This window comes from Microbispora sp. NPDC049125, from assembly GCF_040802045.1.
Lineage (GTDB): Bacteria > Actinomycetota > Actinomycetes > Streptosporangiales > Streptosporangiaceae > Microbispora.
The window spans coordinates 36,176-54,914 of the sequence record NZ_JBEZDW010000050.1 but is presented as its reverse complement, the minus strand read 5'-3'; the positions used below and the strand labels follow the sequence as shown (position 1 = coordinate 54,914).

General features: G+C 67.2%; 24 protein-coding genes and 2 pseudogenes. 13 read left to right on the top strand and 13 right to left on the bottom strand.

Translation table 11 applies throughout. The features are described 5' to 3' along the window. A partial coding sequence (locus AB0B72_RS36490; RefSeq protein WP_367744087.1) for a DJ-1/PfpI family protein occupies nucleotides 1-326 on the bottom strand: 326 nt, incomplete at its 3' end. 463 nt (nucleotides 327-789) lie between these two features. Between AB0B72_RS36490 and AB0B72_RS36485 the strand changes: the two genes are divergently transcribed. Then, on the top strand, nucleotides 790-1,206 hold the full coding sequence (locus tag AB0B72_RS36485; RefSeq protein WP_367744085.1) for a transposase: 417 nt from the start codon (nucleotides 790-792) through the stop codon (nucleotides 1,204-1,206). Between the two features lie 877 nt (nucleotides 1,207-2,083). On the opposite strand, the gene AB0B72_RS36480 is transcribed toward AB0B72_RS36485, so the two are convergent. Further along, the gene (locus AB0B72_RS36480; protein ID WP_367744083.1) at nucleotides 2,084-2,374 is read right to left on the bottom strand and encodes a tyrosine-type recombinase/integrase; all 291 of its coding nucleotides are present in this window, start codon (nucleotides 2,372-2,374) and stop codon (nucleotides 2,084-2,086) included. 299 nt (nucleotides 2,375-2,673) lie between these two features. On the opposite strand from AB0B72_RS36480, the pseudogene AB0B72_RS36475 reads away from it, so the two are divergent. Continuing rightward, nucleotides 2,674-2,961, top strand: a pseudogene (locus tag AB0B72_RS36475) (transposase); the annotation flags it as partial. 16 nt (nucleotides 2,962-2,977) lie between these two features. Here AB0B72_RS36475 and AB0B72_RS36470 read toward each other — a convergent pair. Next, nucleotides 2,978-3,286: a putative quinol monooxygenase gene (locus AB0B72_RS36470; RefSeq protein ID WP_367744082.1), complete on the bottom strand. Its 309-nt coding sequence runs from the start codon at nucleotides 3,284-3,286 to the stop codon at nucleotides 2,978-2,980. Nucleotides 3,287-3,680: 394 nt separating this feature from the next. Here AB0B72_RS36470 and AB0B72_RS36465 point away from each other — a divergent pair, with 394 nt between their 5' ends. From AB0B72_RS36465 to AB0B72_RS36455, 3 genes are all read left to right on the top strand, one after another. Further along, nucleotides 3,681-4,151, top strand: a complete 471-nt coding sequence (locus AB0B72_RS36465; RefSeq protein WP_367744081.1) for a GNAT family N-acetyltransferase — start codon at nucleotides 3,681-3,683, stop codon at nucleotides 4,149-4,151. Between the two features lie 168 nt (nucleotides 4,152-4,319). Beyond that, nucleotides 4,320-4,859, top strand: coding sequence for a transposase (locus AB0B72_RS36460; protein ID WP_367744080.1), 540 nt, complete (start codon nucleotides 4,320-4,322; stop codon nucleotides 4,857-4,859). Further along, a complete protein-coding gene (locus AB0B72_RS36455) occupies nucleotides 4,784-5,386 on the top strand; it encodes an IS630 family transposase (RefSeq protein WP_367744079.1) in 603 nt (200 codons plus the stop codon). The genes AB0B72_RS36460 and AB0B72_RS36455 overlap by 76 nt, the downstream gene beginning before the upstream one ends. Nucleotides 5,387-5,408: 22 nt before the next feature. On the opposite strand, the gene AB0B72_RS36450 is transcribed toward AB0B72_RS36455, so the two are convergent. Further along, nucleotides 5,409-6,278: an SDR family oxidoreductase gene (locus AB0B72_RS36450; protein ID WP_367744078.1), complete on the bottom strand. Its 870-nt coding sequence runs from the start codon at nucleotides 6,276-6,278 to the stop codon at nucleotides 5,409-5,411. 153 nt (nucleotides 6,279-6,431) lie between these two features. On the opposite strand from AB0B72_RS36450, the gene AB0B72_RS36445 reads away from it, so the two are divergent. Next, nucleotides 6,432-6,836 carry a winged helix-turn-helix transcriptional regulator gene (locus AB0B72_RS36445; protein ID WP_367744077.1) on the top strand — a complete coding sequence of 135 codons (405 nt, stop codon included), beginning with the start codon at nucleotides 6,432-6,434 and terminating at the stop codon, nucleotides 6,834-6,836. 703 nt (nucleotides 6,837-7,539) lie between these two features. Continuing rightward, nucleotides 7,540-7,692: pseudogene (locus AB0B72_RS36440) on the top strand (transposase); the annotation flags it as partial. A gap of 89 nt (nucleotides 7,693-7,781) precedes the next feature. Here AB0B72_RS36440 and AB0B72_RS36435 read toward each other — a convergent pair. From AB0B72_RS36435 to AB0B72_RS36425, 3 genes are all read right to left on the bottom strand, one after another. Beyond that, nucleotides 7,782-8,282, bottom strand: coding sequence for a ricin-type beta-trefoil lectin domain protein (locus AB0B72_RS36435; protein ID WP_367744076.1), 501 nt, complete (start codon nucleotides 8,280-8,282; stop codon nucleotides 7,782-7,784). A gap of 102 nt (nucleotides 8,283-8,384) precedes the next feature. Continuing rightward, nucleotides 8,385-8,612, bottom strand: coding sequence for a hypothetical protein (locus AB0B72_RS36430; protein WP_367744075.1), 228 nt, complete (start codon nucleotides 8,610-8,612; stop codon nucleotides 8,385-8,387). Further along, nucleotides 8,609-9,487 carry an SDR family oxidoreductase gene (locus tag AB0B72_RS36425; RefSeq protein ID WP_367744074.1) on the bottom strand — a complete coding sequence of 293 codons (879 nt, stop codon included), beginning with the start codon at nucleotides 9,485-9,487 and terminating at the stop codon, nucleotides 8,609-8,611. The genes AB0B72_RS36430 and AB0B72_RS36425 overlap by 4 nt, the downstream gene beginning before the upstream one ends. Nucleotides 9,488-9,742: 255 nt before the next feature. Between AB0B72_RS36425 and AB0B72_RS36420 the strand changes: the two genes are divergently transcribed. Together AB0B72_RS36420 and AB0B72_RS36415 are read left to right on the top strand one after the other, a co-directional pair. Beyond that, on the top strand, nucleotides 9,743-9,910 hold the full coding sequence (locus AB0B72_RS36420; RefSeq protein ID WP_367744073.1) for a hypothetical protein: 168 nt from the start codon (nucleotides 9,743-9,745) through the stop codon (nucleotides 9,908-9,910). 58 nt (nucleotides 9,911-9,968) lie between these two features. Beyond that, entirely contained in the window at nucleotides 9,969-10,613 is a 645-nt protein-coding gene (locus AB0B72_RS36415; RefSeq protein WP_367744072.1) for a winged helix-turn-helix transcriptional regulator, read from the top strand. Between the two features lie 30 nt (nucleotides 10,614-10,643). Here AB0B72_RS36415 and AB0B72_RS36410 read toward each other — a convergent pair whose 3' ends face one another. After that, nucleotides 10,644-11,036, bottom strand: coding sequence for a carboxymuconolactone decarboxylase family protein (locus tag AB0B72_RS36410; RefSeq protein WP_367744070.1), 393 nt, complete (start codon nucleotides 11,034-11,036; stop codon nucleotides 10,644-10,646). Beyond that, on the bottom strand, nucleotides 11,033-11,782 hold the full coding sequence (locus tag AB0B72_RS36405) for a dienelactone hydrolase family protein (protein WP_367744069.1): 750 nt from the start codon (nucleotides 11,780-11,782) through the stop codon (nucleotides 11,033-11,035). Before AB0B72_RS36405 ends, AB0B72_RS36410 begins: the two co-directional genes overlap by 4 nt. 135 nt (nucleotides 11,783-11,917) lie before the next feature. Here AB0B72_RS36405 and AB0B72_RS36400 point away from each other — a divergent pair, with 135 nt between their 5' ends. After that, complete coding sequence (locus AB0B72_RS36400) at nucleotides 11,918-12,829, top strand: helix-turn-helix transcriptional regulator (protein WP_367744068.1); 912 nt, start codon at nucleotides 11,918-11,920, stop codon at nucleotides 12,827-12,829. A gap of 73 nt (nucleotides 12,830-12,902) precedes the next feature. On the opposite strand, the gene AB0B72_RS36395 is transcribed toward AB0B72_RS36400, so the two are convergent. Together AB0B72_RS36395 and AB0B72_RS36390 are read right to left on the bottom strand one after the other, a co-directional pair. Further along, nucleotides 12,903-13,514 carry a GNAT family N-acetyltransferase gene (locus AB0B72_RS36395; protein WP_367744066.1) on the bottom strand — a complete coding sequence of 204 codons (612 nt, stop codon included), beginning with the start codon at nucleotides 13,512-13,514 and terminating at the stop codon, nucleotides 12,903-12,905. 159 nt (nucleotides 13,515-13,673) lie between these two features. After that, entirely contained in the window at nucleotides 13,674-14,525 is an 852-nt protein-coding gene (locus AB0B72_RS36390) for a helix-turn-helix transcriptional regulator (RefSeq protein ID WP_367744065.1), read from the bottom strand. A gap of 76 nt (nucleotides 14,526-14,601) precedes the next feature. On the opposite strand from AB0B72_RS36390, the gene AB0B72_RS36385 reads away from it, so the two are divergent. Both AB0B72_RS36385 and AB0B72_RS36380 read left to right on the top strand, forming a co-directional pair. Further along, complete coding sequence (locus tag AB0B72_RS36385) at nucleotides 14,602-15,546, top strand: NmrA/HSCARG family protein (protein ID WP_367744064.1); 945 nt, start codon at nucleotides 14,602-14,604, stop codon at nucleotides 15,544-15,546. A 19-nt stretch (nucleotides 15,547-15,565) separates the two neighbouring features. After that, nucleotides 15,566-16,090 (top strand): cupin domain-containing protein, encoded by a 525-nt coding sequence (locus AB0B72_RS36380; RefSeq protein WP_367744063.1) that lies wholly within the window; start codon nucleotides 15,566-15,568, stop codon nucleotides 16,088-16,090. 77 nt (nucleotides 16,091-16,167) lie between these two features. Here AB0B72_RS36380 and AB0B72_RS36375 read toward each other — a convergent pair whose 3' ends face one another. Further along, nucleotides 16,168-17,100: an NADP-dependent oxidoreductase gene (locus AB0B72_RS36375; RefSeq protein WP_367744062.1), complete on the bottom strand. Its 933-nt coding sequence runs from the start codon at nucleotides 17,098-17,100 to the stop codon at nucleotides 16,168-16,170. Between the two features lie 46 nt (nucleotides 17,101-17,146). Beyond that, complete coding sequence (locus AB0B72_RS36370) at nucleotides 17,147-18,067, bottom strand: NADP-dependent oxidoreductase (RefSeq protein WP_367744061.1); 921 nt, start codon at nucleotides 18,065-18,067, stop codon at nucleotides 17,147-17,149. Between the two features lie 86 nt (nucleotides 18,068-18,153). On the opposite strand from AB0B72_RS36370, the gene AB0B72_RS36365 reads away from it, so the two are divergent. Further along, nucleotides 18,154-18,723 (top strand): helix-turn-helix domain-containing protein, encoded by a 570-nt coding sequence (locus AB0B72_RS36365; RefSeq protein WP_367744060.1) that lies wholly within the window; start codon nucleotides 18,154-18,156, stop codon nucleotides 18,721-18,723. Nucleotides 18,724-18,739 lie beyond the last annotated feature (16 nt).

Here is an 18,739-nt window from a genome sequence, read left to right as displayed (position 1 = left end):
AGGTCGCGCGCGAAGAAGTGCTCGGTGATGCGCCTGACGTCGGCGTCGACCCGGATCCATTCGGGGGCACGTCCCCCAGGGATGATGAGGGCGTCGTAGCGCTCGACGTCGACCTCGGCCCAGGGCACGTCGACCGGCAGCTTCCGGCCGTTCTTCTCCACGTAGGCGTCGGAGTTGGGGTCGAACTCGTGGATGACCAGCTGAACGTCACGCATCGTCCGTGACGAGACGTCGACGTCCCAGCCGCCCTCCTGCACGCGATAGTAGGGATACATGGTGTCGAGCTCCTCGGCGGCGTCGCCGGTCAGGAGCAGCGCTCGGGGCACCTGTCTTCTCCTCGCAACTGGGGCGGGTGAGGTGGATCCAATCCGATCCGACTGCGTCAGCATTCCTCGGCCCGGCCCGCCCGTCAAGCCTTTACTGCCATTCTGTCCGCGCCTTAACTTCGTCGAACAACCGCCGGAACCGCTCGCCGGACAGCAGGATGTGTCGGCGCATGGCGTAGGCGGCGGCTTCGGCTCACGACCCCGCGCGATCGTCGCTTCGTCGTCCATTGTGACGTGAGGTCCCTCTAGCGTCTTCGCGAACCTGTTGACATCGGTCGCAACGCTGCTGCATGCTGACGACTACTCGGATCGTATAGGAAAGGTGAGGGATGCTAGCCATCCTGCACTATCGCGGAATCACCCGCCAGCGCCCTACTTCGACCACCTAAAGCTCCCTTGAGCATGCTCGACGTCCTGCTCGGTTCGCCACCGGGGCGTCCGGCCCTGGAGGTCCCAGACCACCATGGCCCTGCCGCCAGCACCCCCGCCCACCGTCCGCCAGGCCACCGGCTGGTTCCTCCGCCACCCCGACACCCTCGAGGCCGACGAACACCGGCACCTGCAGACCTTAACCGCGGCCTGCCCGGCCCTGGCCGCGCTCCGCGAGCACGTTCGCGCCTTCGCCCAGATGATGATGCACCTCACCGGTGACGACCTGCAGCAGTGGATGAAGCGAGTTCAGGCTGATGACCTGCCGGAACTGCACTCCTTCGTCACAGGGCTGCGGCGCGCCTTCGACGCCGCCAAAGCAGGCCTGGCCTTGCCCCACAGCTCGGGAAAGGTCGAAGGGCACGTCAACCGAGTCAAGATGCTCAAGTGGCAAATGTATGGCCGGGCCAACCCCGACCTCCTGCGCAAACGCGTCCTCCTCGCCGACTGAGACGGGTCAACGCACGAAATCAGTGCCAGAGCCCACATTGGAGCGACGTTGACACGCACTTCCGTCCGTAGGCGACCCCGCCTCCACGAGCCGCCGAGAATGGAGAGAGGTGGACCGGGCCGTCAGATACGACCGAACGCGGCACGTCGTGAACCGGCCCCGCGGCGGGTCCCGGCGGCCGAATCCGTGACCGGTGCCGTAGGCGGCCTTGTTCTACGTGCGCGCCATCGCATCGCCGGTAGGGATGAGCCATCAGGGTCAGCCGGGGAAACTCGACACGGTCCCCGGGCGTCCGTCGGCGTGGACGTGCCCGGGGGTCTCCTAAAGGGTGACAGGGCGAAATGCCTCCAGTTACTGGACGACCGCGGCCGCCTACTTCGATGCTACCGGTCGTCGGTGACGACCCAGTTGCTGTTCTGTGGGGACACGGTCGAACTGAGCCCTCCGTCCCGCCGGACTTCACGTGGCCGGAGAGCGAGAAGATCGCAGCCGCCCAGGTGCTGGTCGCGGCGGCGGACAAGTCGGGGAAGCCCACGGACATTCTTCGAGGCCTCCCGGCCGTGACGCACAACGGCGTCGCCGTCCCCCGCAGCGTCGCCGCCGGGACCGGAGCCTGGGCATACGCCCAACTGGTCTCACCAGAAGTACAGCGGGGAAGTACAGCAGCACGGGTAGACGCCCGTGAACGTCTATGGACGCAAGATGACGCTTGAACGGGTGCATCAGGAGGTCACGGAAGGCGCGCCGCTAGCTGATAAGGAAGAGGTCCCAGGTTCAAGTCCTGGTAGCCCCACCAAAGATCAGAGGCCGTTTTCCGATCGTGGGAAAGCGGCCTTTTTGCTGTCCGCGTGTCTAACTGCGTGACTAAGCTTCTGGATCAGCGGTTGAAGATCTGATCCATGACCACCGCGCCGCCCTGGAGAACGGGCCGGATCTGCTTGCGGTAGACGAGTTCTGTCACAGCGGTACTGCTATGCCCGACGAGACGCGAGATCTCCTCCAGAGGGACCCCGGAGTCCGACAGGAGAGACACGAAGCTGTGGCGGAGCTCACGAGGTGTCCACTCGTCAGAGTCCAAGCTCGTGCCCTTGAGCACACGGCGGAAGGCCCGGCGGACGTTCGCGGCGTCCAGGGCCGTGCCGGCGGCGGCGCGCACCTGCGCCGACAAGCGGCGCGGTGTTCAACCGATGGCGGCATAGCGGCAATGCGCAACGAATGATCTCTCTCCCCAAGTGGTGAACGGTCATCGGCCACGAGCGGCACCACGAGCCGAAGAACCCGGAGACCGAGAGGGCGACGGCTGGCAGGCGAGGGAAAGAGGAAGAAGGAGCGAGGAGAAGAGGCGGGCGGAAGGTACAGGGAAGACCTTGGGGCGCTGCCCCAAACCCCGGGGCCTCCGACTCCGAGAGGGGACCGCGCAGCTCGCGCCGTAGCTGGGTGAGGTGGAAGTCCTGATCGCTCCCCACCATCGCCCCAGGCAAGCCCAGCAGCCCGGCTCCTCCAGGTCAAGCCCAGCCGTGCGGACGGGACAACCAGCCGGCGAGGAAGGTCACCGGGAGGCAGGTACACGCGAGGCAGGACTTGACCCTCCGTCCTGTGAAGACCATGGCCGAGGCGTTGATGTCGGCCGAGGCCGACATCCGGTGCGGCGCCTCCTACGGCGAGCGCAGTAACGAGCGGACCAACTCCCGCAACGGCTACCGCACCCGCGAGTGGGACACCCGCGCCGGCACCGTCGAGCTGGCCGGCCCAAGGCGCTGGTACTCGTCGCTCATGGGGTGATGACCTTGCCCACTTGAAGGTCGAGCCAGTCGATTTCGACGCCGGACAGCAGATCGTCACGGGCGTCGAGGAACCGCTTGATGTGCTCCTGATCCTCGTGGGCGTCGAAGGCGGCGCGGTCACGGTAGAGCTCGTAGAAGATCCGCAGCAGCGGTTCGCCGTCGACCTTGTGGACGGTGTAGACGAGCGTGCCCGGCTCGTGCGCTTTGATGTCCTCGATGGTCTCGCCGATGAGCTGGTCGAACGCCTCGGCGGCGGCCTCGTCCTTGCAGGTGAACCGGACTACTAGCCCGAACATGACACCCCTCCCTTTCGCGCGTGGGGCCGTTCGTATGGCCCGTTGGAGTCGCCGCTGCCCATGCGATCAGTACTTAATGTGCGTGGCAAGTACTGCGCCGTAGCTATCTGGGCTGGAAGTCCCGATCGCTCGCCCGCCATCGACCCAGGCAGAGCCCGGCAGCCCGGCTCCTCCAGGTCAAGCCCAGCCGTACCGGCAGGACAACCAGCGCGCGAAGAAGGTCACCGGGCACAGGTACACGCAAGGCCGGGCTTGACCCTCCGTCCCCGGCCCGCTGCCCCTTCGCGATAGGTCGACGGCAGTCGAGAGATCAGGACAGGTTGCTGGCTGAACGCGGTGACCGCCCACTACGGGCAGAAGCGCCTGTTGACTCGACAGCGCCTAACTTGCTCCTATGGGTGTCGTGGAGATCGTCAATATGACCGACGAGTACGCGGCGGACATCGTCACATGGCGTTATCCCGCGCAGTATGACTGCTACGACCTCGTTGGCACAGATGCAGGGTTTTTTGCAGATCCGCGAAACGGATATGTCGCCCTCGTGGATAAGGGGGAACTCATCGGCTATCGCGTGTTCGGCCCTGATGGCCGCGTGCCAGGCGGCGAGTATGACGAATCGGCGCTTGACACAGGTGGAGGTCTACGTCCCGAATTGACGGGCCGCGGTCTCGGTAAGCAAGCAATCGCAACCGGCCTGGAGTACGGCGCTGCGCGTTTCCGGCCCACGGCCTTTCGGGTGACTGTCGCCAGCTTCAACATCCGTGCCCAGCGGGTCGTTCAGGGACTCGGTTTCGTGCCCAATAGAACCTTCAACGCCACAACAGACGGCCGCAGCTTCGTCATCTTGACTCGCCAGCAGCCTTGAACCTGCTGCGTCACCAACTGCGTGACAACGCCCACGAATAATGATGGACACACATGGACAGCCATGGACTACGGCCGCAGGTGGAGAGCTTGTAAGAGCAGTTACTGAGGTTGAACTCGCGGTGTCGTAGGGGCTGATGGCTCGTCGTCCGTGCGGTATCACCGGGGCATGCGGTATGCACAAGGAGGCGGGCTGACTGCCGAACGGCAGCAGTTCCGCGAGGAGGTACGGCTCAAGGCGGCCGAGCGGTTCGCCCAGGGCGAGGCGACCTCGGTCATCGCCAAGGTCCTGCGCGTGAACGTCCGCTCGGTACAACGGTGGCGGCAGAAGTGGGAGGAGGGCGGTCCGCGGGCCCTGCGGTCGAGGGGGCCGGCATCGCTGCCGAGGTTGAGCCAGGAGCAGTTCGCGCAACTGGAGGCGGAGCTGGCCAAGGGGCCGGCCGCGCACGGCTGGGAGGACCAGCGCTGGACACTGGCGCGGATCAAGACGGTGATCGGTCGGTGCTTCCACATGGCCTACACGATCCAGGGCGTGCGGAAACTGCTGGCGCGTAACGGCTGGTCCTGGCAGGTCCCGGCGCGACGGGCCATGGAGCGGGACGACGAGACGGTGGCCGGGTGGGTGAAGGAGGTGTGGCCCTGCGCGGAAGTCTCGCGGCGGCCCGTGGAGCCTGGCTCGTCTTCGAGGACGAAGCCGGATTCTCCATGACGCCGCCGCACGCAAAGACCTGGTCACAGCGCGGCCGGACCCCGGTGGTGCGGGTCCGCGGCCGCTCCCGCAGACGGATTTCCATCGCCGCGCTGACCTGCTATATACCCGGTCACCGCTCCAGGCTCATCTACCGGCCCCGCCATGACGACGGCCGTCGCGATGGGCGCAAGAGCTTCTCCTGGCGCGACTACCGGGACCTGTTGATCGCAGCACATCAGCAGCTCGGCGGCCCGATCGTGCTCGTCTGGGACAACCTCAACGTCCACAAGGCCGCCGACCTGCAAAAGTTCGCCGAGGCCCGGGACTGGCTGACCATCTACTATCTGCCGCCCTACGCACCCGACCTCAACCCTGTCGAAGGGATCTGGTCCTTCCTGCGACGCGGCTGGCTCTCCAACGTCGCCTTCAGCACCCCCGAACACCTCGTGCAGCGCATCCGGCGCGGCTTACGGCACATCCAGTACCGCAGCGAACTCATAGACGGCTGCCTTGCCGAGACCGGCCTGACAATCAGAGCCACCTGAGTAACCCGGCCACATCACGAGTTCAACCGCGGTAATGCAGGGCGACCGCGAGTGCCTCGGCCAGGGTCACGGGCGGGCGGCCGATCAGGCGGCGCAAGTCGCCAGAGTCGGTGTACATCTCGCCGCGGTTCATGCCGCGGTCAGCGTCAGCGAGGACCTCCGCCAGTTCGGCGGGCAGGCCCGCGGCGGCCAGGACCTGAGCGAAGTCGGTCACTGGGAGGTCAGCGTAGGTAACCTGCTTTCCGGCCGCAGCGGAGATCGCGGCGGCGAGCTCAGTCAGGGTGAAGGATTCGTCGCCGCCGAGCTCGTACACGGCGCCGGTGTGGCCTTCAGCGGTGAGGACGACCGCTGCGGCCTCGGCGTAGTCGGCGCGGGACGCGGCGCTGATCCGCCCCTCGCCCGCGGCGCCGACGACGGCGCCGTTCTGCAGGATCTGCGGCAGTTGGCTGGTGTAGTTCTCCAGGTACCAGCCGTTGCGCAGCAGCACGCTGGGGATTCCGCGGTCCCGCAGATACTCCTCGGTCTCGCCGTGCGTGGCACCGATGACGGTGGTGGCCGTGTCCGCGTGCGTCGTGCTCGTGTACGCCACTAGCGACACGCCTGCGGACGCCGCGGCGTCGATCACGCGGCGGTGGTTGGCGACCCGCTCGCCTACGGGGACCGAGGCCGAGATCAGCAGCAGCCTGTCCGCCCCCGTGAATGCCTCGACCAGGCCGTCGGTGTCCACGAAGTCGGCGCGGCGTACCGTGATGCCTCGGTCGGCCAGGTCCTTGATCCTGGCGATGTCCCGGCCGGTCGCGATGATGTCCGCGGCCGGGATCCCGCGCCGCAGCAGTGCCTCGATGGTGAGCCTGCCCAGCTGGCCGGTGGCTCCAGTGACGACGATCGGCATGATGGTCAATCCTTCCTTCCGCGCGTGCCTCGCACGCCTGCCGCGCTCCGTCCGCGGCGGGATGCAACACAGAATGACCTGGACACTCCCTGTTGGGGAGTAGCTACTTCTTGGTACGGTACTTACCGATTCGAAAGCATTGAGGTGAGCCGTATGGCTTCTGTCGAGAACGTGACCGGGCCCATACCGTCATTCGATCCGTACGAGCGCGGCTGCCCGTCGCGGGACCTACTCGACCAGATCGGCAGCAAGTGGGCGGTCCTCGTGCTCGGCGAACTCGGCCGGAACGGGACCTCCCGGTTCAGCCAGCTCCGGCAGGCGCTGGCGGGCGTGAGCGAGAAGATGCTCACCCAGACGCTGCGCACCCTCGAACGCGACGGGCTGATCAGCCGGACCGTCTACCCAGAGGTGCCGCCGCACGTGGAGTATGAGCTCACCGCGCTCGGCCAGACGCTGCGGGAACCGCTGAAGGCGCTCACGGAGTGGTCCGTGCTGCACATCGAAGAAGTCATCACCGCCCGCGAAGACTACGACCACCGCACTGAGCGCACCCGGTAATCGGCGGCGGCCGGCGGTCTGGTCACAGACGGCTGCCTAGCCGAGACCGGCCCGACAATCAGCCTCACCTGAGCAACCCGGCGACATCACGAGTTCAACCTCAGTAGCACCACTGCTGTCGTTGCCTGATAAGGAAGAGGTCCCAGGTTCAAGTCCTGGTAGTCCCACCACGAATGCCCAGCTCAAGGCCAGATCCCGAGATGCGGGTCTGGCCTTTGATCGTTGACCGTCATCTGACCGTCGCCGCAGCCGTCACCAGCGGGCACCAACGCGTTCAAGAGAATCTGCTGGGCACCTTGATCGCGGCGTTCACGGGGGCGCGTGAGACTCAGGACGCTGACGCCCTGGCTGGTTGACATCGGCTTGTTTCCGGACGCAGACCTTCCCGAACGCTGCGGGACATCGGCGACTTCTTCGACCACGTTGGCCAGGCGATGCTGCAGGCGGCCGAGCAGTGGCGCACGGCCCGCGCCGCCAAGCAGAAACCGGCGGAGTTTGAACAGCTAGGGCCTGTACGGAGTTGAGATCACAAGGTTCGCCTGCGCCGTGGTTTCTGATCCTGGTAGGCCATCGTCATGGCGAGTGGCGACCTCACCGACGACGAATGGTCCCTGATCGAACCTCACCTGCCCCTGGGCGAGCGAGGTCCGATCCCGGACATGCGGCAGCAGTTCAACGCCGTGATGTGGCCTTTTTCGCACTGGCACCCTGGCGGGATCTGCCTGTGGAGTACGGCCCCTGGTCCACCGTCTACGACAGGTTCCGTATATGGGCCACGACGGTCTTCGCCGACCACGGCCCTGCAGGTGCCGGGGAACCACTGGCCCTGCGGGCCCGTGGAACCCCGAGCACCCGGTGCGACAGCCGGGCCGACGCGCTGACCACAGCCTTCAAACTCCAGCCGAACCGCTCAGCCAGCCACCGGATGAGCACGAAAGATCGAGGCTAGGCAGGGACCCAGGTCCAGCGCGTGTAGCTGCCGCTGTTCACGTAGCAGGAGGGCCAGGTGTCGGAGGCTGAATAGTGCCCGATGTAGCAAGTCGTACTACCTGAATAGAGCGGATAGTTCGAGGTGACCCCGAACGACAGGGTTTGGTTGTAGCCTGCCGCCCCGCATGGAGCAGTGAACACATCGCGAGCGAACTGTCCGCTTGGGCTTGTCGGCACGCTGAGGCATCTTTGGCTTGCAGTACCGCTAGCCCGCACCATCATGATCTTGTGAGCGACTCCTCCCCACCATTGAGCGGCGTTGTTCGGGTTACAGGTCGCCATTTTCACTTGGTAAGCGTTGGTTGTCCCATTGTCATTTCCCTGGAGGCACTTTCCCGTCGCGACATTTTTGATCATGTACTGGAGTGAGGCAGAAGCCGGGAGTGCGGTGAATGTCGCCTGGGCGATAACGGCGGCCGCCCCCAGCGAGACTAGAGCACCAATCTTGAGCTTCATGTTGTCCTTCCTGATTCTCAACTCGCGTGCTGGTTCGACTTGTATGGCTCCGATCTCGGCCAACTGCCGCGTTCATCGCCTACCCGGCCCCGCCGGGCCGCTCTACACGCTGGGCGGGAACGGCCCCACCGGCTGACGGCCGCTCGCTTGGCCGTCCTCCCGGGCATCTGGGCGACCATCGAGCAGCCCGCGCTCCCGCTTCAGGTACGCCCTGACCAGACGGGCGTCCGTAGGGACGATGCCCGCCAACTCCTCACCTGCTGGCGCGGCCTGGTTACCGGCCGCCTCGACGTCGATCCTGAGTGGAGCGGTCGACGCTGACCCGGTCACCGGCCGAGGAACGCCTTGGCGTGGCGCTGGGCGAACTCGGCGAAGCTGGTGGGCCGTATGCCGAACGCGTCATGGATCTCCGTACGTACGTACGACTCGGGATGGCGGCTGCGCTCGGCGAGTTGGTCCTTGATGATCCCTGCGAGCGCTTCGGGCACACCCAGGTCCCTGAACTCCCGCAGCTTGTCCTCCAAGGAAACAGGTACATAGGTGAAGGTCGTCCCCGTGGCCTGTGAGATGTGCTCGACGACTTCCTTCATCGTCAGGGCTTCCGGCCCCGTCATGTCGTAGGCCATGCCCTCATGGCCGTCGGAGCGCATCAGGGCGACCGCGACCTTGGCGATGTCCTCGACATCGACAGGTGACAGCTGGATGTCGCCGATCGGCAGGCGGAGTTCCCGCCGGGCGGCATCCACGCCGGTGAGGGCTCCGGGCAGGTAGCGGTGCATGAACTGGGAGGGGCGCAGATGTGTCCACGCCAGGCCGGACGCTTCGAGATGGCGTTCGATCTCCACGTGTTCCCGGGTTCCCTGGAACTTGTAAGGATCGAAGCCGATCCCGGATTCCTTCCCGGAGAGCTTCACGATGTAGGGGACGCCGGCCGCCTTGGCGGCGTCGATGAAGGCGTACTGCGTTTCCGCCATCCGCTTGTCGGCGGAAGAGATCATGAGAACACGGTCCACGCCGCGCAAGGCCGTCCTCAGCGACTCGGCGCGCAGCATGTCGCCCTCGACCAACTCCACGCCTGCCAATCCGTGCAGAGGCCGGGCTTTGTCGGGGCTCCTGAACAGTGCTCGGACAGGGGCGTTCTGCCGGGCGAACTCACGGATGATCGCCGATCCGGCCAGCCCAGTGGCTCCAGTAACAAGAATCACACTACAATCTTAGTAGTAAGTACTACAAACTAACAAGTGAACTTGATCGGTCGACGACGTAGGCGGTGCCCTGTGCGTGCCGATAATTCATTTGTGCAGGTCATGCCTCTTGTGAGGGCTGCGTGAGTTCCGACTGTCAGAAGAGGGAGGCACCTCTACCTGAACACGCCGTACAACATCGCGAAGTTCCGCCGGCTGGGCTACTCGCAGGAGGAGATCACCGGCGGCGGCAGCGACCGGCTCGTCGACGACTTCGTGTTCCGGGGCGACCTCGATACCATCGTCCGCAAGCTGCGCGCCCACGTCGACGCCGGCGCCGAGCACGTCGCGGTACAGGTGATCGGGATCTGCCCGGGCGAGTCCGCGATGCCCTACTGGCGGCTGCTCGCCTCCGCGCTCCTGCCCCGGCACGCCGCCCGGTGACGCGATGCCGTCCGGGGCCGGAGTTCGGGACGGGCCGACGACAGATCTGGAGAAGCCGATGACAACGGTCCGTACGTACGGTGATCCGTGCGCCGCCGCGCGCGCCCTCGACGTGGTCGGCGAGCGCTGGGCGCTGATGATCATCCGAGAGTTGCTCTTCGGCCCCAAGCGGTACAGCGACCTGCAGACCGGCCTGCCCGGCGCCAGCCCCACCGTGCTGTCGCAACGGCTGCGTGATCTGGAGGAAAGCGGGGTGATCCTGCGGCGCAAGCTCGGCCCACCGGCACGGGCCTGGGTGTACGAGCTCACCGAATGGGGGCACGAACTCGAGCCCGTCCTCATCTACCTGGGCCGTTGGGGCCGCAGCTCCCCGCCGCTGACGCACACGACCATGACGCTGGGCACGGACTCCCTGATGCTGGCTGTGAAGAGCCATCTCAACCCTGGTCTCCTGGCCGGTCTTGAGGCGCTCTTCCGGCTGGAGATTGACGAGGACGTCTTCACCCTCCGCATCTCCGACGGCGTACTCGCCATCCAACGGGGCGAGCCGCAGCGGTGGGACGCGGCCGTACGCACAGACCCCGCGACCTTCAAGGCGCTGGTGATCGATGGAGTCCCCGTAAGCCAGCTGGGGGACCGGGTGGAACTCATCGGTGACGGCGGCGCCTTCGAGCGTTTTCTCGGTGCTCTTGTCGCAACCTGACCGCGCTGGGGGTCGGCCGATGGGCGGCGTTCAGTTGATGGGGAGCAGGTCGCGGCTTTGGAAGACGCGGCAGGCGATGGTCATGGCGGCGAACACTCGGGGGAATCCGGCGTACGGGAGGGCTTGCATGATCGCTTCGACCAGTTCGCCGGGTCGTAGTCCGGCCGTCAATGCGGACTCGAGGTGGGCTTCGATTTGTGGATCGACGCCTCCGAGGGCGATCAAGACCCCGAGAATGACGAGTTCCCGGCGGGCGGCGTCCAGGCCGGGTCGGGCGTGGATGTCACCGTAGGCGAACTCGATCGCCAAGCGCGGCAGGTCGGGGGCGACCTCGGCGACTGTGTCGTAGACGCCGCGGCGGGTCTGGCCGGGGCCGCCCAACTCGGCCTGGCGGGCCAGGCCGCGGTCATAGCGGGCGCTCATGCCGCCACCTGGCCGCTGTTGCGGGAGGTGAAGCTCAGGATGCGGTGCCAGGCGTCGGTGCACTCCCGCTCCCAGTCATCGAAGGTCACGTCGAAGAACGAGTGCGGGGCCCCGTCATAGACGTGCATCTCATACGTCTTGCCGGCCTGGTCGAACCCGGTCGCGAGTGCCTGGAACTCGGCCTGCGGAGTGGCGACATCGTCGCCGGCCAGCAGCATCAGCAACGGCGCCGACAGCGCCATGGTGGCCTGTCCGAAGAAGCGGGGAGGCCCGTAGAAGCCGATTGCCCCGGCGAGGCCGAGATCGGTGGCAGCCTGCCGCCAGGAGTGTCCTCCGCCCAGGCAGAACCCGACGGTGAACACCGGGCCCGGCTGCTCCCGGCGCAGTCGTGCGGCGGCCGCCGCGACATCGGCGTCGACGTGATGGGCCTCGAGCAGTGCCAGGTGCCGCATCGGATCGAAGGAGTCATCGCGCGGCAGCGTGCCCGCGCTGCGCCCGTAGAAGTCGATGGCCATGGCGCGGAAGCCGGCCTCGGCGAAGCGATGGGCCAGGGCCTCGTAGAAGGGATGCAGCCCGCGAACGTCGGGGAGGATGACGACGTTCCTTCCGTTCGGGTTGGTGGGGGTCGTACGGTAGGCGGACAGGCGGTTGCCGTCGCGGGCGGTGATCTCCAGGCGCCCGTGTTCGGCGACCTGCCCGGTGATGACGGGCGGGGCGGGCGGGCGGCTGTCGGTCGAATGGCACATGGTCGGTCTCTTCCGTCGCGTGGCGTTCGTACGGATCAGAGCCTGCCGAGGCATCCGCCATGTGATCCAGATATCGCTGTTACGGGTACCGGCAGGGCCACCTTCGCCCGGCTGTCGGCGGGCATACTGACAGCCATGGGCGATCACGAGGAGCTGGGAGCGTTCCTGCGGGCCAGGCGCGCCCGGGTGAGCCCGCAAAGCGTCGGCCTGCCTGGCGGCTCGCGGCGCCGCGTGCCCGGGCTGCGACGGGAGGAACTCGCCCAGCTCGCCGGGATCAGCGTCGAGTACTACCAGCGGCTGGAGCAGGGCCGGGCCACCCGGCCTTCGGACGAGGTGCTGGACGCCATTGCACGGGCACTCGACCTGGCCGAGGTGGAGCGCGCCCATCTGAACTCGCTGGCCCATCCCTCACGCCGTATCGCTCCCCGCTCCGCCGGTCAGGCGAGCGCCACACCGCCGCCACAACTGCGACGCATGCTCTCCTTGATGGACCGCATCCCGGCATTGATCATCAATGACCACTTCGACGTGCTGGCCGCCAACCCACTGGCCATCCGCCTGCTCGTCGACGTCACGGCGCCCAGGAGCGGGGTGCCCAACCTCGCCCGCTACCTCTTCCTCGACCCCGGCGCGCATGACTTCTACGTCGAATGGGATGAGGTCGCCATCGCCACGGTCGGGCAGTTGCGCCTGACGGTAGGCCAGTACCCCCACGACCCCGACGTGGCGGCGTTGATCTCGGAACTGACGGCACGCAGCGAGGACTTCCGCAGACTGTGGATCGTCGGGAATGTCGAACAGCGCTCCTCCGGCGCCAAGAGCCTGCGTCATCCTGCCCTTGGCGTGTTGCGGCTGCAGTACCAGCATGTCGTGCCGGTGGACGAGCCACGCCAGCGTCTGGTCACGCTCATCCCCGAAGAACAGAGCGCAACCGAGGCCGCCGTGCAGCTTCTCCGCAGGTGGGCCGGGCCCGTCACGACCGGACCAGACCGGATCACACCCCTGGACCAGATCGCGGTGAGCCCGTCGACCGCCCGTCAGGCTTAGACGTGTTCTGATCACTGCACCGGGATGGCGGGATGTGACGGAGGCGTCCTGCGGCCGGAGTCTGAAACGGACCTTAAACGCAGGTCACGTCCGTCAGTGGCTCCTTTTCATGTACGGCCTGGGCAGCCCCGTCGTGGTGGGCGTGCCAGTCGGGGGCAAGTATGGACATCGCGATGGCGTCGTGCCAGTGGCCGTCCCACAGGAGCGCATCCCTTCTGATCCCCTCGCGGACGAACCCGATCTTCTCGTAGACGTGGAGGGCCCGGGTGTTGAACGCGTACACCTCCAGGCCGACCCGGTGCAGCCCTACTGTCTCGAACGCGTGAGCCAGCACCAGTCGCAGCGCCTCGGTGCCGTACCCCTTGCCGTACGCGCGCGGGCCGACCAGGGCGATCCGCAGGTTGCAGGCCAGATTGCCGGCGTCAAGCTCGTTGAGCACGACCTCGCCGACGTACGCCCCACTGGCCGCGTCACAGATGGCGAGGTCGAGCCGGTCGTCGTGGCCGGCGCGGGTGGCGTACCACGCGGCGGCGGCTTCGTAGGTGAAGTCTCCCTCCCCCTGGGAACCGGTCAGTCGCCGGGTCTCAGGGTCCCGCACGAGATCCCACAAGCCGTCGACGTGCTCAGGCGCGACGGGCCGTAGAACCACACGGTCTCCAGTGAGGGTCGGTTTGTCGCTCAGCATCACAAGATCCTTAGTCTTGCAGGGCAAGTCATCGGTTTCTCAATCCGTCGTAAACGCCACCAGGCTCCCGACGTCAGCGGGGAACCAACGCCCGCATTCCCTACCTAGGGCCCTTGGTGCCGTGCCGGTCACCCGCCTTCGCCGAGGGCTCTGGGCCCGTCACGGGCGGCCGAGCAGCGAGGTGAGACGCCGCAGATCATCTTGGCTTGCGGGTACTTGCAGGACCATGAGCAGGTCCGGGTGGTCGGCCGGGCGAAGTTGGAACAGCTCAAGGTCGAGCCGACCGATCTGGGGATGATCGAGCTTGATCGTCGCGGATCTGAAGTCGCGGACGGGGTACTCCCCCCACCACTCCCGGAAATGCGGGCTGGCGTCGGTCAGCGCCGCCACCAGCGTCACGAATCGCGGATCGTCCGGTCGCCGGCCGACAGCGGCTCGGAACTGGCTGAGTAGGGCACGCGCGGCCGGCTCCCAGCGGACCATGCGGGCGCGGTTCTCGGTGTCGGTGAACATCATCCACAGGAGATTGCGCCGATCGTCGGGCAGCTTCGCGGGGTCATTCCTGATCCGTGCGTAGGGCGTGTTCCACACGAGGTAGTCGAGGTGTACGTCATAGATGGAGGCGATGTTCGGGGCGGCCGCGTCGACCAGCCGCTGCAGTCGGGGGAGCACCTCGCCGACGTGCGTTTCACCCGAGGTGGTGGCGAAGCCGGACAGGCTGCGGAGGTGCCGGCGCTGGTCGGAGTCGAGCAGCAGTGCACGGGCGAGCGCATCGATCACCTGTTCCGACGCCGAGATGTTCCTGCCCTGTTCCAACCAGGTGTACCAGGTGACGCTGACACCTGAGAGCTGGGCGACCTCTTCGCGCCGCAGGCCGGGAGTCCGGCGGCCGGATTCGAAGTCCTCCGGGAGTCCCACGTCGACCGGCCGCAGCCGGGCCCGCTGAGCGCGCAGAAAAGCGGCCAGCTCGGTACGGCGCGCGGACCGCGCACTCTCGTGGCCGTTCGTCACGCCGATTCGACTCCCGCGCGGAATGGGCGGCTGACAAGGCGCAGGCTAGCAGTATCGGCACCAGGACCGGCCGGTCGTGTTCGCCTACTCTCGCGATCATAACCATTCGACGGAAGCCGGAAATGAGGAGCTTCTTATGGCCGATGACAGGGGGCCGGTGCTGGTCATCGGCGCCACCGGCCAGCAGGGTGGCGCGACCGCGCGGCACCTGCTCAAACGCGGCCGGACGGTGCACGCTCTGGTGCGCAACCCCGATTCGCCCGCCGCCCAGGCGCTGCGGGAGGCGGGAGCCGAGCTGATCGTCGGTGACCTGGATGATCCGGCTTCGCTCCCGGCGGCGATGAAGGGCGTGCAGGGGATCTTCCTCGTACTGACCATGATGGTCGGCCCCAGGATCAGCCCCGAAGGCGTGGTGGCGGAAGAACGGCGCGGAAAGGCCGTGGCGGACCTTGCTCGGAAGTCCGGCGTCGAGCATCTCGTGTACAGCTCGCTCAACGGCGCCGGCGCCGATTCCGGCATCCCGTACTACGAGAGCAAGTCGCGGATCGAAAAGCACATTCACGCGCTCGGTCTTCCGGCGACCATCCTGCGTCCGGTTTCCTTCATGGACAATTTCGCCACCTACAATCGCCCGGTGCTCGTCGATGGTGAGCTGGTGGTCAACCTCGCCGTCCGACCAGAGCTTCCGATGCAGCTGATTTCGGTGAGCGACATCGGCGCGTTCGCGGCGATCGCGTTCGACCGGCCCGACCGGTTCATCGGCCGGACCGTCGAGCTCGCCGGAGACGCGATCACACCTCCGGAGATCGCCGAGACCTTCGGCCGTGTCTGCGGCCTGCCGGCGCGTTTCCGGCAGACGCCCATCGAGCAGATCCGCGCCTTCGACGACCAGCTGGCCCAGATGTTCACGTTCTTCAACGAGCATCCCTCCGAGTTGTCCGACCTTTCCACGCTGCGGGCCGACCACCCGGGCCTGATGCGGCTGGAGACCTGGTTGCGGACGACCGGCTGGAAACCCTGAGCGCAGAAAGCAGGCATCAATGACCGACGGACTGCTGCTACCGCCCGGTGGCGGCCGCAAAATCCAGACCATGACCCTGAAGGCGGGCGCCGAGCAGTCGCAGATCTGGTCGACGTTCGAGGCCGAGGTCGCCCCCGGTTTCGACGTGGGGGCGCACCTGCACGAGCGGGCCGAGGAGGTGTTCTACGTGCTCGAAGGCGAGCTCGACCTGCTCGCCTTCCGGCCGACCGCGACCGCCGGCGGCGACTGGCGCACCTGGGAGTCGGAGACCGGCGCCACGGTGTTCCGGGGCGGACCGGGAAGCTTCATGTTCGTGCCCGCCGGATGCCCGCATGCCTTCTTCAACCCAGGGCCCGAACCCGCCCGGATGCTCTTCCTCGTGTCCCCGGCCGGCCATGAGCTCTACCTCCAGGAACTCACCGACCTGCTCGCCGCCTCCGGGCCACCGGACCAAGCCGAGATCGCGGCGCTCCGAGCCCGGCACGACATCCACCAACTCACTCCGCTCACCATCCACCCAGCAGGAGGACGAAGACCTGTTTGATGGTGAGCGCCGGCCGCTCCTGCCTCATCGATGATCGCCCAAGGTCGGGATGAGACGCAGCCCTCGTCGGTTGAGGGTCATCCGGGCGTGATGATCAGCTTGCCCCGCTTGGCCGTGCCGTTCAGTTCGAGTTCGGTGAGCGCTGGGATGGCCTGCGAGAGCGGGACGGTGCGGGCGATCGGCAGCCGCAGTGTTCCCCGGCCGGCGGCTCGGGCGACCTCTTCCAGGTCTTCGGTGACCGGTCGGGCGATCAGGACGTGGAACGGCCCGGGCAGGACACTTCTTGCGAGGTTCGCCGGGGTGGGGTGGACGCTGATGATTCGGCCGCCGGGCTTGAGCATCGTCCGCGCGGTTTTGACCGGGAGCGTGCCGGCAGTGACGAGGACGAGGTCGAACCGTCTTGCGAGCGAGGCGGGGTCGAAGCCGAAGTCGACGACCGGGTCGACACCGAGGTCGCGTGCTTCGGACCTGGCGGTGTCGCGGCAGCTACCCGCGACCGTTGCCTTGTGTGCCAGGGCGATCTGCACGGCGGAGCGGCCGACCCCGCCGAGGCAGCTGTGAACGAACACGGCCTGGCCCGGCTGCAGCCCGCCCTTCGTGATCAGGGCCTGCTGGGCGGTGATCCCGACCGTCGGGATCGCGGCGGCGTACTCGAACGAGAGGTTCTCGGGCTTTTTCACGATGCCCCTCTCCTTGGCGACGACCACGTCGGCGAACGCGCCTGCGGACTTGATCGACGTCCCGCCGAGCACCTCGTCACCGACGTGCAGCCGGGTGACGCGGTCGCCGACCGCCTCGACGACGCCCGCGAAGTCGTAACCCATGGCGCGCGGGAAGCGCCGGCCGGTCACATGCTTCATGCGGCCGACGCGGATCCCGAAGTCCATCGGGTTGGCTGCGGCCGCGCGCACACGGACAAGGACCTCGTCGGCGCCGAGCGGTGCCGGCTCGAAGTCTTCGAGCCGCATGACCTCCGGCCCGCCGTACTGGTGGTACTGGATCCGCTTCATCGTCGTCATCCCTTCATCGCTTCCACATGAGGTCCTTCAGGCGCGGTCACAGCGTGACCACGACCTTGCCGTGGACGTGGCGTCCGGCCTGCAGCGTCACGGCGTCGCGGATCTTCTCGACCGGGAAGGCCGCGGCGATGGGGACGGTGAGCCTGCCGGCGAGGATCGCGTCGGTGATCTCCTCCAGGGCGTCCGGCGCCGCGTCGGCGGCCCCGGTGGCGCGTACGCCGCCGGGAGGGTTGGGGCCCGCGGCGACCGTGGAGATCCGCTCGGGCGCCACGCCGAGCGCCAGCGCCGCCTCGGCCGTCTCCGTGCCGAACAGGTCGGTCGCGGCGGTCACCCCGCCGGGCGCCAGTGCCCGGACCCGGTCGGACAGCCCGGCGCCGTAGGCCACCGGCTCGGCGCCCAGTTGCCGCAGGAACTCGAACGTTCCTGGCGAGGCGGTGCCGATCACGGCGGCGCCGGCGAGCCTGGCGAGTTGCACGGCGAACACGCCCACACCGCCCGCGGCTCCCCCGATCAGGACGGTGTCGCCGGGCCCCGGACCGATCGCGGCCAGGGCGGCGGCGGCAGTCAGGCCGGCCACCGGAAGCGTGCTCGCCACCTCATCGCTGATGCCCTCCGGCGTATGCCACAGCGAATCGGCAGGGGGCCTGACGACCACGAAGTCGGCGACCGCCCTGCCCAGGGCGCCGCCGTAGACGCGGTCGCCCACGGCAAAGCCCGTGACGCCGTCGCCTACCTCGTCGATCACCCCGGCGAGGTCGAACCCGAAGCCGGACGGCACGGTGATGCCGAACCGCGCCGCCGCCTCCGGCCGCGAGGCGATACCCCAGTCCATCGGGTTCAGCCCGGCGGCCGTCACGCGGACGCGGACCTCACCCGGGCCGGCGTGCGGCTCGGGAACCTCCTGCAGCTCCAGCACTTCTGGGCCTCCGAACGCTTCGTAGATCACAGCTCGGCTCACTGGGGACTCCTGACAGGAGAAGTGATGGGACTTGGTGCCATCACCGTAGCATGAGTTCACGGGACCAAGTCCCGTACACTGTGTTCATGGCTCGCTGGGAACCGAACGCGGCAGAACGGCTCGCTAACGCTGCCCTCGACCTGTTCGCCGAGCGGGGCTACGAGAACACGACCGTGATCGACATCGCGCAGCGCGCGGGGCTGGGAAAGTCCACTTTCTTCCGGCACTTCCAGGACAAGAGGGAAGTGCTCTTCGGCCGCGGCACGATGAACGGACTGCTCGCCGAGGCGATAGCCGCAGCGCCGTCAACCGCCGCCCCGCTTGAGGCGGTCGCTCACGCGCTGGACGCGGCCGGCAGAGAAGTGTTCACGTCCGCACGCCGCGAATTCACCGCCCGCAGACAGGCGGTGATCGCCGCCAACCCCGAACTGCAAGAACGCGAAGCGCTGAAGAACCTCTCCCTCATCGCATCCATGACCGACGCGCTCAGACAGCGCGGCGTTCCCGACCTGACCGCTCGCGTGGCCGCGGAGCTCGGCGCGCTCGCCTCCACGATCGCCTACGAACGCTGGAGTCAGACGACCGCCGGTGACGACTTCAGCGAGATCGCGCGACAGGCGCTCAACGACGTGCGAGCATCCACAGCCTCCTGCTGACGCGGCGACCGCCATG

What these genes read in the sequence shown, in the direction of transcription:
- AB0B72_RS36445 (WP_367744077.1), top strand. Translation starts at nt 6,432, where the DNA reads ATGGCTTCTGTCGAGAACGTGACCGGGCCCATACCGTCATTCGATCCG.
- AB0B72_RS36470 (WP_367744082.1), bottom strand. Translation starts at nt 3,286, where the DNA reads ATGTTCGGGCTAGTAGTCCGGTTCACCTGCAAGGACGAGGCCGCCGCC.
- AB0B72_RS36415 (WP_367744072.1), top strand. Translation starts at nt 9,969, where the DNA reads ATGACAACGGTCCGTACGTACGGTGATCCGTGCGCCGCCGCGCGCGCC.
- AB0B72_RS36435 (WP_367744076.1), bottom strand. Translation starts at nt 8,282, where the DNA reads ATGAAGCTCAAGATTGGTGCTCTAGTCTCGCTGGGGGCGGCCGCCGTT.
- AB0B72_RS36400 (WP_367744068.1), top strand. Translation starts at nt 11,918, where the DNA reads ATGGGCGATCACGAGGAGCTGGGAGCGTTCCTGCGGGCCAGGCGCGCC.
- AB0B72_RS36395 (WP_367744066.1), bottom strand. Translation starts at nt 13,514, where the DNA reads ATGCTGAGCGACAAACCGACCCTCACTGGAGACCGTGTGGTTCTACGG.
- AB0B72_RS36465 (WP_367744081.1), top strand. Translation starts at nt 3,681, where the DNA reads ATGGGTGTCGTGGAGATCGTCAATATGACCGACGAGTACGCGGCGGAC.
- AB0B72_RS36380 (WP_367744063.1), top strand. Translation starts at nt 15,566, where the DNA reads ATGACCGACGGACTGCTGCTACCGCCCGGTGGCGGCCGCAAAATCCAG.
- AB0B72_RS36450 (WP_367744078.1), bottom strand. Translation starts at nt 6,278, where the DNA reads ATGCCGATCGTCGTCACTGGAGCCACCGGCCAGCTGGGCAGGCTCACC.
- AB0B72_RS36375 (WP_367744062.1), bottom strand. Translation starts at nt 17,100, where the DNA reads ATGAAGCGGATCCAGTACCACCAGTACGGCGGGCCGGAGGTCATGCGG.
- AB0B72_RS36485 (WP_367744085.1), top strand. Translation starts at nt 790, where the DNA reads ATGGCCCTGCCGCCAGCACCCCCGCCCACCGTCCGCCAGGCCACCGGC.
- AB0B72_RS36460 (WP_367744080.1), top strand. Translation starts at nt 4,320, where the DNA reads ATGCGGTATGCACAAGGAGGCGGGCTGACTGCCGAACGGCAGCAGTTC.
- AB0B72_RS36410 (WP_367744070.1), bottom strand. Translation starts at nt 11,036, where the DNA reads ATGAGCGCCCGCTATGACCGCGGCCTGGCCCGCCAGGCCGAGTTGGGC.
- AB0B72_RS36365 (WP_367744060.1), top strand. Translation starts at nt 18,154, where the DNA reads ATGGCTCGCTGGGAACCGAACGCGGCAGAACGGCTCGCTAACGCTGCC.
- AB0B72_RS36405 (WP_367744069.1), bottom strand. Translation starts at nt 11,782, where the DNA reads ATGTGCCATTCGACCGACAGCCGCCCGCCCGCCCCGCCCGTCATCACC.